Source organism: Streptomyces sp. NPDC046939, assembly GCF_040644575.1.
In the GTDB taxonomy this organism is placed as follows: domain Bacteria; phylum Actinomycetota; class Actinomycetes; order Streptomycetales; family Streptomycetaceae; genus Streptomyces.
Map to the genome: position 1 here is coordinate 17,145 of NZ_JBEYWV010000025.1, position 16,335 is coordinate 33,479.

At 70.4% G+C, this 16,335-nt stretch carries 16 protein-coding genes; 7 read left to right on the plus strand and 9 right to left on the minus strand.

All coding sequences use genetic code 11. The features are described 5' to 3' along the window. Positions 1 to 5 precede the first annotated feature (5 nt). The 3 genes from ABZ877_RS25715 (at position 6) to ABZ877_RS25725 (ending at position 1,335) form a co-directional block, all read left to right on the plus strand. Positions 6 to 494, plus strand: a complete 489-nt coding sequence (locus tag ABZ877_RS25715) for a MarR family transcriptional regulator (protein WP_361075321.1) — start codon at positions 6 to 8, stop codon at positions 492 to 494. Positions 495 to 569: 75 nt separating this feature from the next. Beyond that, the gene (locus tag ABZ877_RS25720; RefSeq protein WP_361075135.1) at positions 570 to 1,052 is read left to right on the plus strand and encodes a sigma factor-like helix-turn-helix DNA-binding protein; all 483 of its coding nucleotides are present in this window, start codon (positions 570 to 572) and stop codon (positions 1,050 to 1,052) included. Between the two features lie 28 nt (positions 1,053 to 1,080). Continuing rightward, positions 1,081 to 1,335, plus strand: coding sequence for a hypothetical protein (locus ABZ877_RS25725; RefSeq protein ID WP_361075137.1), 255 nt, complete (start codon positions 1,081 to 1,083; stop codon positions 1,333 to 1,335). 9 nt (positions 1,336 to 1,344) lie between these two features. Here ABZ877_RS25725 and ABZ877_RS25730 read toward each other — a convergent pair whose 3' ends face one another. Then, on the minus strand, positions 1,345 to 2,520 hold the full coding sequence (locus ABZ877_RS25730; RefSeq protein ID WP_361075139.1) for a cystathionine gamma-synthase: 1,176 nt from the start codon (positions 2,518 to 2,520) through the stop codon (positions 1,345 to 1,347). Between the two features lie 69 nt (positions 2,521 to 2,589). Here ABZ877_RS25730 and ABZ877_RS25735 point away from each other — a divergent pair, with 69 nt between their 5' ends. Both ABZ877_RS25735 and ABZ877_RS25740 read left to right on the plus strand, forming a co-directional pair. Then, positions 2,590 to 3,690 carry a hypothetical protein gene (locus ABZ877_RS25735; protein WP_361075141.1) on the plus strand — a complete coding sequence of 367 codons (1,101 nt, stop codon included), beginning with the start codon at positions 2,590 to 2,592 and terminating at the stop codon, positions 3,688 to 3,690. 48 nt (positions 3,691 to 3,738) lie between these two features. Continuing rightward, positions 3,739 to 4,374 (plus strand): DUF4291 domain-containing protein, encoded by a 636-nt coding sequence (locus ABZ877_RS25740; protein ID WP_361075143.1) that lies wholly within the window; start codon positions 3,739 to 3,741, stop codon positions 4,372 to 4,374. Here the strand turns inward: ABZ877_RS25740 and ABZ877_RS25745 are convergent. Together ABZ877_RS25745 and ABZ877_RS25750 are read right to left on the minus strand one after the other, a co-directional pair. Further along, complete coding sequence (locus ABZ877_RS25745; RefSeq protein WP_361075145.1) at positions 4,349 to 4,708, minus strand: DUF397 domain-containing protein; 360 nt, start codon at positions 4,706 to 4,708, stop codon at positions 4,349 to 4,351. The genes ABZ877_RS25740 and ABZ877_RS25745 overlap by 26 nt on opposite strands. Further along, positions 4,680 to 5,543 (minus strand): helix-turn-helix transcriptional regulator, encoded by an 864-nt coding sequence (locus ABZ877_RS25750; RefSeq protein ID WP_361075147.1) that lies wholly within the window; start codon positions 5,541 to 5,543, stop codon positions 4,680 to 4,682. Before ABZ877_RS25750 ends, ABZ877_RS25745 begins: the two co-directional genes overlap by 29 nt. Positions 5,544 to 5,672: 129 nt before the next feature. Here ABZ877_RS25750 and ABZ877_RS25755 point away from each other — a divergent pair, with 129 nt between their 5' ends. Further along, entirely contained in the window at positions 5,673 to 6,020 is a 348-nt protein-coding gene (locus ABZ877_RS25755) for an ATP-binding protein (RefSeq protein WP_361075149.1), read from the plus strand. Positions 6,021 to 6,207: 187 nt separating this feature from the next. On the opposite strand, the gene ABZ877_RS25760 is transcribed toward ABZ877_RS25755, so the two are convergent. Next, positions 6,208 to 6,552 (minus strand): DUF1330 domain-containing protein, encoded by a 345-nt coding sequence (locus ABZ877_RS25760; RefSeq protein ID WP_361075151.1) that lies wholly within the window; start codon positions 6,550 to 6,552, stop codon positions 6,208 to 6,210. A 96-nt stretch (positions 6,553 to 6,648) separates the two neighbouring features. Continuing rightward, the gene (locus ABZ877_RS25765) at positions 6,649 to 7,692 is read right to left on the minus strand and encodes an NAD(P)-dependent alcohol dehydrogenase (RefSeq protein WP_361075153.1); all 1,044 of its coding nucleotides are present in this window, start codon (positions 7,690 to 7,692) and stop codon (positions 6,649 to 6,651) included. Between the two features lie 118 nt (positions 7,693 to 7,810). Here ABZ877_RS25765 and ABZ877_RS25770 point away from each other — a divergent pair, with 118 nt between their 5' ends. Next, on the plus strand, positions 7,811 to 8,722 hold the full coding sequence (locus tag ABZ877_RS25770) for a helix-turn-helix transcriptional regulator (protein ID WP_361075155.1): 912 nt from the start codon (positions 7,811 to 7,813) through the stop codon (positions 8,720 to 8,722). A 161-nt stretch (positions 8,723 to 8,883) separates the two neighbouring features. On the opposite strand, the gene ABZ877_RS25775 is transcribed toward ABZ877_RS25770, so the two are convergent. From ABZ877_RS25775 to ABZ877_RS25790, 4 genes are all read right to left on the minus strand, one after another. Further along, positions 8,884 to 12,174 (minus strand): S8 family serine peptidase, encoded by a 3,291-nt coding sequence (locus ABZ877_RS25775; protein WP_361075157.1) that lies wholly within the window; start codon positions 12,172 to 12,174, stop codon positions 8,884 to 8,886. A gap of 151 nt (positions 12,175 to 12,325) precedes the next feature. Continuing rightward, a complete protein-coding gene (locus tag ABZ877_RS25780) occupies positions 12,326 to 13,012 on the minus strand; it encodes an ABC transporter ATP-binding protein (protein ID WP_361075159.1) in 687 nt (228 codons plus the stop codon). Positions 13,013 to 13,113: 101 nt separating this feature from the next. After that, a complete protein-coding gene (locus ABZ877_RS25785) occupies positions 13,114 to 14,589 on the minus strand; it encodes an ABC transporter permease (RefSeq protein WP_361075161.1) in 1,476 nt (491 codons plus the stop codon). A gap of 155 nt (positions 14,590 to 14,744) precedes the next feature. Further along, positions 14,745 to 15,998, minus strand: a complete 1,254-nt coding sequence (locus ABZ877_RS25790; protein ID WP_361075163.1) for an Ig-like domain-containing protein — start codon at positions 15,996 to 15,998, stop codon at positions 14,745 to 14,747. Positions 15,999 to 16,335 lie beyond the last annotated feature (337 nt).

The following is a 16,335-nucleotide window of genomic DNA, read 5'->3' on the forward strand; positions in this document are numbered from 1 at the left end:
AAACGATGGACATGACGACCGCCGGCGACACCGGCCTCCTCGAAACGCTGCAGCACGAGGTGGCGGTCTTCGCCCGTCGCGCCGAACAGACCCGGCTCGGCGGGGTCGGGCAGGTGCGCAACTCGATGGACCGTGCCGCGTACCTGCTGCTCAACCGCCTCGACAAGGAAGGCCCGATGGGCGTCAAGGCGCTCGCGTCGAGCATGGGGATCGACTCCTCGACGGTGACGCGTCAGGTCGCCCCGCTCGTCGACACCGGCCTCGTCAAGCGCACCTCCCACCCGGAGGACGGCCGCGCCGTCGTGCTCCAGTTGTCCCCGCGCGGTCTCGCCCGCCTCGACGAGGTGCGCTCGTCCCGGCGGGAATTGATGGCGCAGTTGACGGAGGAGTGGGAGCCACAGGAGCGCGAGCAGTTCTGTGCGCTCCTCACGCGCTTCAATTCCGCCCTCTCCGCTCGCCAGTCGGGCCAGTCGGCGCCCCCGGCCGCCTCCTGAACCCCGCCCGCCCCGTCCGTACCGTCGCGGCCCCCGCCTCTTGACCAGGGGCCCGCGGCGGGCCTCATATGAAGCGTGCGCGAACGGCAGGCGTCGAGGAACGCCCGCCGGGCCCGTGAGTTCGAGGCGTTCGTCGCGGGCGCGGCCGGGCGGCTGCTGCATGCCGCGACGCTGCTCACCGCCGAGCCGCACGACGCCAACCCGCGCGCGCGGAAGCTGCTCACGGCCGCCCTCGCCCGTACGTACGCCTCCTGGGACCGTCTTCGGGGCGAGGACCCCTACGACTGCGCGCGCAAGGAACTAGGCGTGCGTTTCGCGCGCGGGGCGTGGCACCAGCACCGCGGGCACGGCGGCGTCCTCGGCCATCTGACCCCGCAGGAGCGCCTCGTCCTCGTCCTGCGGCTCTTCGAGGGCATCGGCGAGGAGCAGGTCGCCGCGCTGCTCGGACTGCCCGTGGAGCGCGTACGGACGGTGCACGCGCGGGCGATGGCGCTCGCCCTGCACCCGCCGCGCGGCCCGGCGCCCGCGACGAAGCTGCCCGGGGCGGCCCCGGCATGAGCCTTCAGGAGCGTACGGAGGCGAACACATGAGCCTTCAGGAGCGTACGGAGGCCACGGTGCGCGCGGTGCTCGACGCGGCGCCGCCACCGGCCGTACCGGCGGACCTGTGCGCGGAGGCGATGCGCAGGGGCGGCCGTACGCTGCGGCGGCGCCAGGCGGCGCGGCGGGTGCTGTGGCTGCTGCTGTGCGCGGCGGTGGTGGCGTTCGTGGTGTGGGCGACGATGGCGCGGCCGTGGGTGGAGCCGCCGGACACGACGACTCCACCGCTTACCGGCTGGTGACCTGGGGGCTTACGAGCGCTGGTCGAGGGCCTGCTGAAGGTCGGCGAGCAGGTCGTCGATGGACTCGATGCCGACGGAGAGGCGGACGAGGTCGGCGGGGACCTCGAGGAGCGAGCCCGCGACCGAGGCGTGCGTCATGCGGCCGGGGTGCTCGATGAGGGATTCCACACCGCCCAGGGACTCACCGAGGGTGAAGACCTTGGCGCGGTTGCAGACCTCGACGGCCGCTTCCTCGCCGCCCTCGACGCGGAAGGACACCATGCCGCCGAACGCCTTCATCTGCTTGGCGGCGACCTCGTGCCCCGGGTGCTCGGGCAACCCCGGGTAGAGGACGGCGGTGACGCGCGGGTGGCGGCTGAGCATCTCGACCACGCGACCGGCGTTCTCGCTGTGCCGGTCCATGCGGACGGACAGCGTCTTGATGCCGCGCAGGACCAGCCAGGCGTCGAAGGGCCCGCACACGGCGCCCATGGCGTTCTGGTGGTAGGCCAGCTCGTCACCGAGCGCCTGGTCGTTGACGACGAGGGCGCCACCGACGACGTCGGAGTGCCCGCCCATGTACTTGGTCATCGAGTGCACGACGACGTCCGCGCCGAGCGCGAGCGGCTGCTGGAGGTAGGGGCTCGCGAAGGTGTTGTCCACGACGAGACGGACCCCGGCCTCGCGCGTGACCTGGGCGACGGCGGCGATGTCGGTGATGCCGAGCAGCGGGTTCGAGGGCGTCTCGACCCAGACCGCCTTCGTCTTCGGCGTGATGGCGGCCCGCACGGCGTCGACGTCACTGGTGTCGGCGACGGACCACTCGACCCCCCACCTGGAGGCGACCTTGTCGAACAGTCGGAAGGTACCGCCATAGGCGTCGTTCGGGATGACGACGTGGTCACCGGGGCTCAGCAGGGTGCGCAGCAGGCAGTCCTCGGCGGCGAGCCCGGAGGCGAAGGCGAGACCGCGCCGCCCGCCCTCGATCGCGGCCAGGTTCTCCTCCAGGGCGGTACGGGTCGGGTTGGCGCTGCGGCTGTACTCGTAGCCGCCGCGCAGGCCGCCGACGCCGTCCTGCTTGTACGTGGAGACCTGGTAGATCGGCGGGACGACGGCGCCGGTGACGGGGTCGGCCGTGTTCCCGGCGTGGATGGCGGTCGTCTCGAACCCGCGGTGTGCGGCGTTCTGGCTGTGGGTGTCGCTCATGGGGCCCGAGCCTAGTGCGCGCACGGTCCAGGGACGGCCTCTCACGCCGCCTCGGTTAGCTTTGAGGACATGGGAATTCTCTGGGTCCTGATGGCCGTGCTGATGATCGCCTGGGTGGTGATGCTGCGCCGGCGCGGCGGTGGGGGCGGGATCCGTCAGGTGGCCCCGGGCTCGCCCGACGCGGCCGACCCGGCGGACTACGGCTTCGTGCGCCAGGAGGAGCTGGACGTGCGCCTGCCGGGCCCGGACCAGGACCTCCTGGACGTGATGGCCGTCGTCCAGCGCAATCAAGATTTCACGGCGGCGTCACAGTTGCTGGCGGGCACCGGCAAGGAGACCGAGACCCGCTGGGAGCGCGTCCAGGCCATCGCCGGTGCGGCGGCCATCGAACTGGCGCAGACGCCGCGCCTGGGTGCGGGCTGGCTGCACGCGTGGCGCTCGCAGAAGCCGAAGGACGCGGGCGGGGCGCAGGTCTTCGCCGAGTTCCTGGTGCAGCAGGCGTGGCGCAACGGCGGCACCCAGGACGAGCAGCGCATCATCCTGGAGGAGGCGCGGGCGGCCTGCGAACAGGCGGCGCTCCTCGCCCCCGGCGACCCGGTCCCCCACATCACGCACCTCGCGGTGGCGCGCGGCCTCGGCTACTCGCAGTCCGAGTTCGAGCAGTTGTGGCTGAAGATCCTCGACACGGCTCCCGGGCACATGGGGGCGCACTTGGCCGGCCTGCGCTACTGGACGGAGAAGTGGCACGGCTCGCGCGACGAGGCGTTCGCGTTCGCGGAAGCGGCGGCGGCACGCGCCCCGCGCGGTTCGCTCCTGGCGGCGCTGCCACTCTTCGCCCTGTACGAGCACATGCCCGACCTGAACCTCGTCCGCGGCTTCTACGAGAGCGAGGTCGTGACCAAGGCGCTGCACGGCGCCCTCTTCGCGGTGAACGCCGCGCGCCCCGACGACCCGATGCTCGCGCACGTCCGTCACCTGCTGGTCTTCTTCCTGGTCCGCAGCGAGCGCTGGTCCGAGGCGATGCAGCAGATCGTCCACGTCGACGGCCACGTCGGCGCGATCCCGTGGACGGCGGAGGAGGACCCGGCGGCGGCGTACGCGGTGTACCGGGCGCTGGCGGTCGCCGGGTACGAGGCGAATGGGGGGAGCCCGGCGAGTTTGTTGCGCTGAGCTTTATTCGCTGGCGGGCGTCCGCGCGGGGCGCGCATTGTGGCGGCCATGAGTGAGACGCCTTCAGTTCCCCGGCATGAGATTCGGGCCCGCTATACGGATTCCACGGTGACGGTCTACCAGGCTTACGCGCCGGAGATCGGGCTGCCCGCCGCGCGCGACGGCCGTTTCCCTGCCGGGTGGAAGCGGGAGCGGATGACGTGGATCAAGCCGTCGTTCCTGTGGATGATGTACCGGTGCGGCTGGGCCACCAAGCCGGGGCAGGAGGTTGTCCTGGCTGTGGAGATCGACCGGGACGGCTTCGAGTGGGCGCTGCGTCATGCGTGCCTGTCGAGCTACGAGTCCGGGGTGCATGCCGATCACGCCGCCTGGAAGCGGGAGTTGCGGGAGGCGCCCGCGCGGGTGCAGTGGGATCCCGAGCGGGATGTGTGGCTGAGGCCGCTTCAGCACCGGTCGTTGCAGCTCGGGCTCTCCGGGGAGGCGGTTCGGCGGTACGCGGATGAGTGGTTGGTGTCCGTTACTGATGTGACCCCGCTTGTGCGTGAGATACGGGGGTTGGTCGCCGGGGGCGATGTGGAGGCGGCGACCCAATTGCTCCCGGCCGAGCGGCCGTACCCCGGGCAGGAGCGATTGGTCGAGCACCTGGTGGCGTCGGGTGTCAGGACCGGCGCACACCTGCGATGAACGCGGACCAGGTCGTGTCGGCTACGACGATCACGGGCCCGGCAGGGTCCTTGCTGTCGCGGACCGGGACGATGCCCGGGATGCCTTCAGCGACCTCGACGCAGTGACCGCCGTCGCCATTGCTGTGCTCAGACTTGCGCCAGCGCACAGCGCCAGGCAAGTCGATAGCGACCTCCAGGCAGTTACCGCCATCGCCGTTGCTGTGGCTCGACTTGCGCCAGCGGGCCGCGCCGGGGAAGTCACGGGCGACCTCCACGCAGTCGCCGCCATCGCCGTTGCTGTAGCTGCTCTTGACCCAGAGCGCGTTATTCAAGTCGGTCCGGCTGCCTGCCATTTCGGAATTCCTCCGCCGCTGACTCGATCATGGCCAGGGACACGTCCGGTGCCTGCGCGACGGCCCTGAGCCGATCGTATGCCTTGCGGTACTGCTTCACGAGAGCCGGATCGTCGATCGTCGTGCCGCTGTAGGAAGCTTCCAGGTAGACGAGTGGCGGAGCATCCGGAAAGCCCATCGCCTTGATGGACGCGGCCATCAAGGGATACGGCCCACTCTTCCGCAAAATCACCTGCGGAACGATCCGGTGGCAGCGCGCAAGCTCTGCGATGCGGTCGAGTTGCGCAGCCATGTCGGACGCCGGGATCACCGGGTCCGTCAGCAACGACTCGTGCAGGATTGCCCAGTACTCGGGGGTGTCGTGGTGCTCGTCGAAGAGGCGGGCCCGTCCGAGCCGGGCAGTGACCTTCTCCTGGACCCAGTCGTCAGCAGCCATCGGGTGGGCCGCCCTGACCTGCACGCGGGCGTACGGGGCCAGTTGGAGCAGGCCAGGGATGGTGCTCGGGCACCACTCTTCGATGACCTCCGCGTGCCGCTCAGCCTCCAGCACCTGCTGGAAGTACGCCGCATGCGGCCCCCGCCGCGCCCTGCCCACATCCTCGCAACTCCGCGCGAAGTACCCATCGGTACTCAGCACGCGATCCACATGCCGGGCCAATTCCATCGGCATCCGGCGTTCGCCGCGTTCGATGTCGCTGAGGAGTGACTTTCCGTAGAAGCTGCCCTCCACCAGCTCCTCAAGCGACAAGCCCGCCGCCTCCCGCTTCCACCTCAGTTCCTTGCCGTAGAAGGTCGGGACGCTCATCGACCCGTCGATGTCCTTGCGTCGTGCCATCGCTCACCGCCGCGTGTGGGGGGCTTCCGCAGCCTGCGCTGCGTACTTGAAACCCTCGTCACGGTACGCAGCGTGACGCCACAGTGTGAGCGAACCGTCACAGTGCGCCCAGGAAGGTGACGCCCGCTCATGCCCGACCTCGCCCTCGATCTCCTCGCCACCCCGAAATCCGTCCCGGAGATCCGTCACCGCCTCCGCGCTCACGACTACGAAGTCCGGCTCTGCGCAACGGAGTTGATGACCAACGTCATCGACCATCTGGGCGAGGGCACCCCCGTCTCCGTACGGGTCTACACGACCGACGGCGACCGCACCCGCGTGGAGGTGACCGACCCGGACCCGCGCGCCCTCCCCACGCTCCTTCACGCCACCTTGACGGACGAGTGCGGCCGAGGGCTGACTCTCGTAGGGGCACTGGCCCTGCGCTGGGGCGTGGAGCAAGGGCTGCGCGGCAAGACGGTGTGGTGCGAACTGTGAGGCGGCTCGCCCGGGCCCTGCTCACCGTGTTCCTGCCGGGCACGGGCCGCCGCCGCGCCCACGCACCGCCGCTCCCCGAACCCGCACCCTGTTACGAACCACCACCACGCCCGCGCAGCCCCTACGCCCGCGAAGCCGCCGAAGCAGCCCGCGTCGACGTGAGCCACCTCCCCCTCGTACGGCCCTATTACGACAAGGCAGACCGCATCGCCGCTGCCGTGCGCCCCGCGTCGTAGTCCTCCGGCACACCTTCCACGAACACCATCTCCCCCGGGATGTGATCGGCCCGGAGCCGCACGATCTCCTGGTACGCCTCCGACGCGTACCATTCGTGCGCCCGCGCCAGGTCCGGGAAGCCCACGATGACCATGTCCCCGTTCCACTCCCCCTCCACGTACTCGCTCCGCTTCCCATGCGAGAGGAACCGACCCCCGTACGGTGCGAACGTTCCTTGTACGCGCTCGATGTACTCCAGGACCTCGGGGTGGACCGGGGCCGTGGGGCGCAGTACGGCGATGGCGTAAGCGGTCATGACGAAGCCCTCCTCGGGTCCGGCGGGTGTGGCTGCACAAAGCAGCCTGCCGGGTTCCGAAGAGGGCGTCGATTACCTACCGGGTAAGGGCCGGGCTCAGATCGTCGCCGCGTCGATCACGAAGCGGTACCGGACGTCCGAGTTCAGGACGCGCTCGTACGCCTCGTTCACCTGACTCGCCTCGATCAGCTCGATCTCCGCGCCGATCCCGCGCTCCGCGCAGAAGTCCAGCATCTCCTGGGTCTCGGCGATGCCGCCGATCATCGAACCGGCGAGGGTCTTGTTGCCACCGATGAGGGAGAAGAGGTTCAGGGAGATGGGCTCCTCGGGGGCGCCTACGTTCACCAGGGCGCCGCCCGTCTTGAGCAGGCTCAGGTACGCGCCGAAGTCCAGCGGGGCCGAGACGGTAGAAAGGATCACATCAAAAGACCCCGCCAGCTCCTCGAAGGTCGCCGGGTCACTGGTCGCGAAGTACCGGTCCGCGCCGAGCTTCAGCCCGTCGTCCTTCTTGCGCAGCGACTGGGAGAGGACCGTCACCTCCGCGCCGAGGGCGTGGGCGAGCTTGACGCCCATGTGGCCGAGGCCGCCGAGGCCGACGACGGCGACCTTCTTGCCGGGGCCCGCGCCCCAGTGCTTCAGCGGGGAGTACGTGGTGATGCCCGCGCAGAGGAGGGGGGCCGCCACGTCGAGGGAGATGCCGTCGGGGATGCGGAGCGTGAACGCCTCGTCGACGACGACCTTCTGGGAGTAGCCGCCGTAGGTGGGCTGCCCGTCCTTGCCGATGCCGTTGTACGTCTGGACGTTGCCCCGGACGCAGTGCTGCTCCTGGCCGCTCAGGCAGGGCTCGCACTCGCGGCAGGAGTCGACCATGCAGCCGACGCCGACGCGGTCGCCGACCTTGAACTTGGTGACGCCGGAGCCGACCTCGGAGACGACACCGGCGATCTCGTGGCCGGGGACCATCGGGAAGATGGCCTCGCCCCAGCCCTCACGGGCCTGGTGGATGTCCGAGTGGCAGATGCCGGCGAACTGGATGTCGATCAGTACGTCGTGCTCGCCGACCGTGCGGCGCTCGATGGTGGTGCGCTCCAGCGGGGCCTTGGCGCTGGGCGCGGCGTATGCGGCAACAGTCGTGGTCATGGCTCCCAGCGTGCCGCGTACGCGCGCATTCACCCAGGTCACCGCTTTGCGTACGCTCAGCGGTCCTACCACTGGCGGGGTCAGGCTGGTGGGCGTACGACCGGGAATACTGGACACCATGGATGCCAAACCGGACAACCCCGACGGCGGCCCCGAGGGGCTCGATCAGCGTGCCGAGCTGAGCGAGTTCCTGCGCTCCCGGCGGGCCCGGCTCAAGCCGGAGGACGTGGGGATGCCGACGATCGGGCGGCACCGGCGCGTGCCGGGGCTGCGGCGCGAGGAGCTGGCGCAGCTCGCCGGGGTCTCGGTGGCGTACTACACCCGGCTCGAACAGGGCAACGGGCGCAATGTGTCGGCGGAGGTGCTCGACGCCATCGCGCGCGCCCTGCGGCTCAGTGAGACGGAACATGCCCATCTGACCCATCTGGCCAAGCCGAGGCAGCAGCGTCGCAAGCACCGGGCCGCCCGGCGGCAGCACGCCCGGCCCGCGCTCCAGCATCTGCTCGACTCGATGGAGGGCGTGCCCGCGTACATCGGCGGGGCGCGGTCCGAGATCCTCGCCTGGAACCGGATGGCGGCCGCGCTGTTCGGGGACTGGGGTGCGATGCAGCCCCACGAGCGCAACTGGGCCCGGCTCACCTTTCTCAACCCCGACTACCGCGAGCTGTTCCGCGACTGGGAGCAGAAGGCGTCGGACATGGTCAGCTATCTGCGGCTGTACGCCGGTCAGCACCCGGACGACCCGGAGCTGTCGGCCCTCGTCGGTGAACTCTCCGTCAAGAGCGAGGAGTTCCGCACGCTGTGGGCCACCCATGACGTGAAGGAGAAGGGGCACGGCGTGAAGCGGATGCGGCATCCGCTCGTCGGTGAGCTGACGCTCGCCTACGAGACGCTGCATCTGCCGGACGACGACGGGCAGTTCCTGTCCGTGTACCACGCGGAGCCCGGCTCGCCGTCGGCGGAGGCCCTGCGGCTGCTCGCGAGCTGGGGCGCCGATGCCACCCGCGCCGGTAGCGAGGCGCCCCGCTAGGGGCGCGGGGAACTGCGCGCTCAGCCACGACGCATTCGCACTCGGCGATGACGCCCAGCCCAGGGGCTCCGCCCCGGCCCCGCTCCTCAATCGCCGGAGGGGCTAGAACAACGGAGCCCGCCCCGGCCATAAGCCGGAGCGGGCCTCGCGCGATAAGTGGGCTACTTACCCGTGTACGCGTTGTAGATCGAGATCGTCGACGTGTTGCCCTTCTTGTCGACGACCTTGGCCCGGTACGACACCGTCTTGTTCTTCGCGGGGTTCTTCACGGTGACCTTGCCGCGCGTCACCGTCACCTTCTTCCAGGTGTGGCCGCCGTCGTAGGAGGCGTACACCGTGAGGGACTTGAGGTTGCGGCCCGCCGCCGCGCCCTGGACCGTGACCGGGAAGGTCTGGGTCCGGCCCGCGGTCACCTTGCTGTCCAGGCCGACCGCCGCGGCGAACCGGACGCCGGACGCCGGGAGGCGGGTCAGGTCGGCCGTCCTCTTGGAGCGGAACGTCCACGCCGCGTCGATCCGGGTCGACGCCGCCGAGACCTTCGCGTCGCGCTTGACCGAGGTCGTGAGGCGGTACGCGGCGTCACCGGACGGGAGCCGGTAATCGACGTCCCCGAAGAGCGGGTCGGCGCCGCCGGCGATCCTGGTGCCGTTGCGGTACAGCTCCGTCCTGACCGAGGTGAAGGTCGACTGGCCCGCGTGCGTCTGGCCGTCTGCGAACAGCGGCAGGTACCCGTACAGGTCGTTGCCGTCGCGGAAGAGGCCGTACTCACCGCCGACGCGCGGCCCGAACACGGCCGTGTTGAACGTCTTCGCGTACGACTTTCCGCCCTTGAGGGTCTGCGCGGCGCCGAGCGTGTACGAGGCGTCGGCGATCGGGCTGCCGTCCGCGTCCCGGCCGCCGAGCTGGGTGAAGTCGAACGACCAGGCGGCCCGGTCGGCGGTGGACAGGCGCAGGGTGCGGGTGGTGGGCAGCTTCCGCTCGACGGTGAGGCCGAAGCCGGCGCTGTCCGGCATCTCCGCGGTGCTTTCGAGCATCCCGGTCTTGCGTGCGGCCGGGGCGCCGAGCCCGACGGTGACGGTGGCCAGCTCGCCCGCCTTGAAGTGGCGGACCTTGGCGCCCTGGAGCTGCTTGACCTTGGCGCTGGTCACCACGTCGTACTCGGTGCTCCCGCCCTTGGTCCACTGGCCGAACCAGGTCTGCGTCAGCCCGCTCGCCACCGTGCTGCCGAGCGGCGCGGTGCGGATGTTCGCGAACGAGTCGCCGAGGACGGCGGAGAGGCCGACCGGGTCGTAGTCGTAGGCGACCATCGCGCTGAGCGGCTTGGCTCCGCTGTCCGGGACCGTGATCGTCGCGCCCTTCGTCCTGCGGGCGTCGAGCGTGACCGTCAGGTTCTTGGTGACGTCGAGCTTCGGCTGCACGAGCCAGTCGACGCCGCCCTTGAACTCCTCCAGGTCCTTGGCGAGGAGGCCGTCCAGGAGGTAGGTGCCCTTGGGCACGCGCAGTGTGACCGTGCCGGAGGCGGACGGCTCCGCCGAGAACATCTGGTTCCGGCCGGGGCCCGCCGTGCCGAGCAGGTCGGTCTGGTAGGTGGACATGGGGCGCCCGTCACGGCCGATGTGCTTCAGCGTGACGTCGTAGGACTCGGCCTCGCGCTGCACCGCTGCCGCCGTGCGCACCGACTGGCCGCCGCCGCTCGCCGTCACGTACGCGGAGTAGGCGCCGTCGAGGGCGCCGCCGAGCTTCGGGTTCACCGTCACGGGCACGTCGGCGGTGCCGCCCGCCGGGACGGTGACTCGCGAGGCACCGAGCGTGAAGAAGCCGGCCGGGGCGGCCTGGCCCTTCGGGTTCACGGTGGTGAGGGCGAGGTCGAGGGTGACGTCCTCGGTGCCGGTGTTGCGGTAGGTGAGCGACTTGGTGACCGGCTCGTCGTCGGTGTGCGGCCAGCGCGCGAGGCCGAAGCTCACCGAGACGTTCTCGGCGAACACCGTCTGCTTGATCGCCCTGTTCACCTGGATACGGCCGCTGCCCTGCTGGAACGCCGCGTACGGGCCGCCCTTCGCGGAGCCGACGAGCGCGCCCTTCAGCTCCCGGTACGTCCAGTCGGGGTGCTGCTGCTTGAGGAGGGCGGCGGCGCCCGCGACGTGCGGGGTCGCCATCGACGTGCCCGAGATGGTGAGGTACCCGGCGGGCTTCTCGCCGACCTCCTTCGCGATGGCGCTGCCGGGGGCGGCGGCGGCCGTGATGTCGACGCCCGGCGCCGTCACGTCCGGCTTGATCGCGTCGTCGCCGACGCGCGGCCCGGTCGAGGAGAAGTCGGCGAGCTTGTCCTTGTCGTCGACGGCGCCGACGGTGAGCGCGGCGTCCGCGCTGCCGGGCGAGCCGATGGAGTGGGGGCCCTCGTTGCCCGCGGCGATGGCGAAGAGGATGCCCTTCTGCTCGGACAGCTTGTCGACCTCGGCCTCCAGCGGGTCGGTCTCCGGGGTGTCGCGGCCGCCGAGGCTGAGGTTGACGACGTCGGCGCCCTGCGCGGCCGCCCACTCCATGCCGGCGAGGATGCCGGAGTCGTCACCGAAGCCGTCGTCGTCGAGGACCTTGCCGATGAGGAGCTTCGCACCGGGGGCGACGCCCTTGTACTTTCCGCCGGACTTGGCGCCCGTACCGGCCGCGATGGACGCGACGTGGGTGCCGTGTCCCAGGCGGTCGACGGTGTCGGCGGCCGTCGAGAAGTTCTTCGCCCCGGCGATCCGGTCCTTGAGGTCGGGGTGCGAGGCGGCGATGCCCGAGTCCAGGACGGCGATCTTGACGCCCTTGCCGTCGTAGCCCGCCGCCCACGCGGCGGGGGCGCCGATCTGCGGCACCGACTTGTCGAGGCTCGCCCGGCGCAGGCCGTCGAGCCAGATGCGGCCGACACCGGAGGCGGTGGCGCCCTTGCCGTTCGTGACCGCCTTCCACAGCTTGCCCGCGTCGTCCTCGGGCGTGGTGAGGGCGTCGGCGTTGAGCGTCCGCAGGCTGCGGCGCACCGTGGTGTCCCCGGCGTCGCGCACCTCGGCGCGCGCGGCGGCGGCGCTGCCCCGGTAGCCGACGATGACCTTGAGGCCGTCGCGCCGGGCCTTGACGTACGAGGCCTTGGAGAGCTCGGTGACGTCGAAGAGGCGCCGGTCGAGGCGGCCTTCGTCGATGAGGCGCCGGGCGTCGGCCGGTATGACGTGGACGTGCCCTTGCAGCGTGCGTATCTGCACGGGTATGCGGTCCCGCCCGGCGGCCCGCTCGAATCCGACCGGCTTGCCCTTGGCGTTCAGGGCGACCCGGTCGCCGGTGATGAGCGTGACGTGCGTACGGGGCTTCAGGTCCTGGCCGTGCCGTGCGGCCGCGCCGGACGCGGGCGCGGCGGTGGCCGACGGGACGACGAGCCCGGCGGCCAGCGCGACGACGGCGGTCGCGGAGGCGAGCACCGCCGCGCGCCGCGCTCGGGCGGGTCTTCCGGATGCCGGTGCGGACGACTGTCTGTGCAACGTTCCCCCCAGATGTGGTTCACCGTTCGGGGGACCGCGCTCGGCCCCCCTGCACACAGAGGGCGCGGGAGGGCCGGAGGTTGCCTGCTGGTCAGGCGAGGGAGCTGTTCTCGGTCACCTTGATCCGTCCCTTCCGGATCGTGGCGAGGCGCGGCGCCTTGCGGGCGATCGCCGAGTCATGGGTGACCATGATGAACGTCAGCCCGTGCTCCTTCCACTGCGCTTCCAGTACGTCCATGATCTCGTCCCGCATGGACTCGTCGAGGTTGCCGGTCGGCTCGTCGGCGAGCAGCACCTTCGGGTTCTTGACCAGCGCGCGGGCGATGGCGACGCGCTGCTGCTGGCCGCCGGACATCTCCGAGGGCAGGTGCGCGAGGCGTTCGCCGAGGCCGACCGACTTCAGCGCCTCCGCCGCTCGCTCGCGCCGGTCGCCGCTTTTCAGGCCGAGCGGCACGAGGGCCGTCTCGACGTTCTCCTGCGCGGTCAGCGTCGGGATGAGGTTGAAGGACTGGAAGACGAAGCCGATGGACTCGGCGCGGACCTTGGTGAGCCGCGCCTCGGGCAGCTTCGCCAGATCGGTGCCGTCCAGCTCGACACTGCCCGAGGTGGGCCGGTCGAGGCCGCCGAGCATCTGGAGCAGGGTCGACTTGCCGCCGCCGGTGGGGCCCTGGATGACGAGCCGGTCGCCGTCCCCGATGGTCAGATCGACACCCGCGAGCGCGTCGACGGTGTCCTTGCCGCGCCGGTACTGCTTGGTGACGTCTCTGAGCTGATACATGCCGCAACTCCCGCTGTACGTATGGCTGCACGTAGGGCTGTACGCACGGGTGTACGTATCGCTGTACGTGACTGGGGTGGATGCCCGTGGCAGGGCTGCCGCTACTCGACGCGGCGCAGGGCGTCCGCCGGGCGCAGACGCGAGGCCCGCCAGCCGCCGAACGCGCCGGCGATCAGGCCGCCCGCGACGGCGAGACCGACCGCGAGGGCGATGGTGGTGGCGGAGACCGGGGCGCTGAGCGCGATGTCGAGGGTCTTGCCCCCGCCGTTCGCGGCCTGGCGCATGCCGCCGCCGAAGCCGCCGCCAGTGGGGCCGCCGCCCATGCCGCCACCGACGCCGAGCTGCGCGGAGAGCGTCGGGCTGATGGCGGTGACCGCGTAGGCGCCCGCGAGGCCGACGGCGATGCCGAGGACGCCGCCGATCAGGCCGTTGACGACGGCCTCGCCGATGACCTGGCGGGTGACCCGGTCCGACTTCCAGCCGAGCGCCTTGAGCGTGCCGAACTCCCGCACGCGGCGCGACACGGCCGACGACGTGAGCAGACCCGCCACCAGGAACGCGGCGGCCAGCACGGCGACCGACAGCCACTTGCCGACGTTGGAGGCGAGGTTGGAGGCGGTGGAGAGCGAACCGGAGACGGTGTCGGCGAGGTCGGCGGAGGTGGTGACCGTCGTACCGGAGATGTTCTTCTGGATGGTCGACTTCACCGCGTCGATCTGCTGCGAGTCGGCCGCCTTGACGTAGACCGTCGTCACCTTGTCCTTGGTGCCCGCGAGCGTCTGGGCCTGCTTCAGCGGCAGGTACAGATTGGCGGCGGCGTCCCCGCTGTCGGGCGTCGCGACGCCGATGACCTTGAACTTCGTGCCCTTGACGGTGACGGTGTCATTCAGGGCGAGCTTCTTCTCCTTGGCGTACGAGGCGTCGGCGACGACGACCTTCGCGTCCGTCTCGGAGGTTTTGAAGGTCCGCCCCTCGGTGATCTTCGAGGAGGTCAGCGGGCCGAGGTCCTGCTTGGTGACGTCGGTACCGAAGACCGAGTACGAGTTGACGTCGAAGCTGGCACCGCCGCCCTCGACGCGGCCCTGCGGCTCACCCGAGCCGCCGCCGGGACCGCCGCGCTGCCCCTGCTGCTGCGGGTCCTGCTTGAACTGGCCGCGCGTGAACTGGCCGCTGACCTTCATCACTTGCAGGCTCAGGCCGCCGACGGTGTCCGCGACACCCTTCTGCCGCGCGACCTTCGTGACCGTGGACGAGGCGAGCGTCTGGAAGCCCTGCACCATCACGCGATCGCTGGACTGCTCCTGGCCGGAGTCACCGTCCTCGGCGTCCTTGGCGTCGAAGTCGAAGCGCGGGCGGCCCGTCTGCCCCTCCTTGGGCGCCGTGGCCGCCTTGGTGACGGTCATGTCCGTGCCCAGGCCGTACAGCGACTGCAGGACCTTGTCCTGCGCCTTGCCCATGCCCGAGGAGACGGAGCTGACGACGATGACGAGCGCGATACCGAGCGCCAGCCCGGAGGCGACCACGAGGGCCGCCTTTCTGCGCCGGCGCAGCTCGCGCCTGAGATAGGTGAAGAACATCGAAGCCTCGCCGGTGACGGCCCCGGCCCGGGGCGCTGAGTGGGAACCAGCGAAACGTATGCAGGCGCTGTAAGGGTTGCGTGAGGCACGGATGAGAACAGCATGAAACCCCTGGCAGGCGTGCCTGCCAGGGGTTTCTCACATCTCTGGGCGGGTCAGACGGCCGAGCCGGCCTTCCACTGCGACCAGCTCATGTTCCAGCCGTTGAGGCCGTTGTCCGGCTGGATCGTCTTGTCGCCGGTGTTCTTCACCACGACGACGTCACCGACCATCGAGTGGTTGTAGAACCAGGCACCGGGCGTGCTCGGGTCGTTGGCACCCTTGGTGTCGGAGAGACCGACGCAGCCGTGGCTGGTGTTGACCGAGCCGAAGATCGACTTGGCGCCCCAGTAGTTGCCGTGGATGAACGTGCCGGAGGTCGACAGGCGCATGGCGTGCGGCACGTCCTTGATGTCGTACTCACCCTTGCCGTCGTCGTCGGTGAAGCCCACCGACGCGCCGTTCATCCGGGTCTCCTTGAACTTCTCGGAGATCACCATCTGGCCCTCGTACGTCTTGTTCTCGGGCGAACCGGCGGAGATCGGGATGGTCTTGATCGTCTTCCCGTTCTGGGTGACGGTCATCGTCTTGGTCTTGGCGTCGACCGTGGAGACCTGGTTCCGCCCGACCTTGAAGGTGACCGTCTTCTGCTGGACACCGGTCACGCCGTCGGCGCCCTCGACGCCGTCGAGCGCCAGCTTGAGGGTGACGGTGGAGCCGCCCTGCCAGTAGTTCTCGGGGCGGAAGTCGAGCCGGTTCGCGTTGAACCAGTGGCCGACGACCTCCTGGCCGCTGCTGGAGGAGACGGTGATGTGCTTCTGCACGTCCGCCTTGTTGGTGATCGCCTTGTCGAAGTTGATCGACACGGGCATGCCCACGCCGACGGTCGAGCCGTCCTCCGGCGTGAAGTTGCCTATGAAGCTGTTGGCCGGGGAGACCGTGGTGAACGAGGCGTTCTCGTGCGCGATCCGGTTGTCCTTGTCGCTCGCCGTGGCGGCGATCTTGTAGGTCGTGGCGCGCTCGAGCTGCTTGGCGGGCTTCCAGCTCTTCTTGTCGGCGGATATCTGGCCTTCGACGGCCGTGCCGTCCGCCGTGGTCATCTTGACCTCGGTGAGAGTGCCCTTGCTGACGGTGACCTTGGCCGCGTTGTTGATGCTCGCGTTGGACGAGCCGTCCTTCGGGGCGATCTTGATGTCGGCCTCGGACGCCTTCTGCGCGGCGGCCTCGTCCGCCTGCGCCTGTGACTCCGCCTTGCCGCTCGACGAAGCGCCCGGTTCGTCGTCGCCCCCGCCGCACGCCGAGAGCACCAGCACACCGCCGAGCACAGCGGACGCGGCCATCAGACCCTTGCGCCGCTTACCGTCCGTCATCACACGCTTCTCCATAGTCGCCGATTACCGATTCTCCCGACAGGCCCGGCCGCCACGGCCGGACCGCGGGAAACTCGGGAGTTCCCCTTAACACTGGACAACGCCGCCACTGGTTCCCCCCGTTCCCGAAAAAACCCGGATGTGGGGGACGCCACGTACAGAACCCGGGCGACGACAGCCCCCCGGGCTCCCCTGCCCGCCGGCCGGCGCCAGGGCCTGTCTGACAATTCCCTCCCCCAGCCTCCGGCCGGGAGGTACCCCCAGCCTCGCGACGCCTGGCACGCTCCCCCAAGCTCTTCGAGCAGGGGGGACCCCCGGAGCACGCACCAGACGCCGC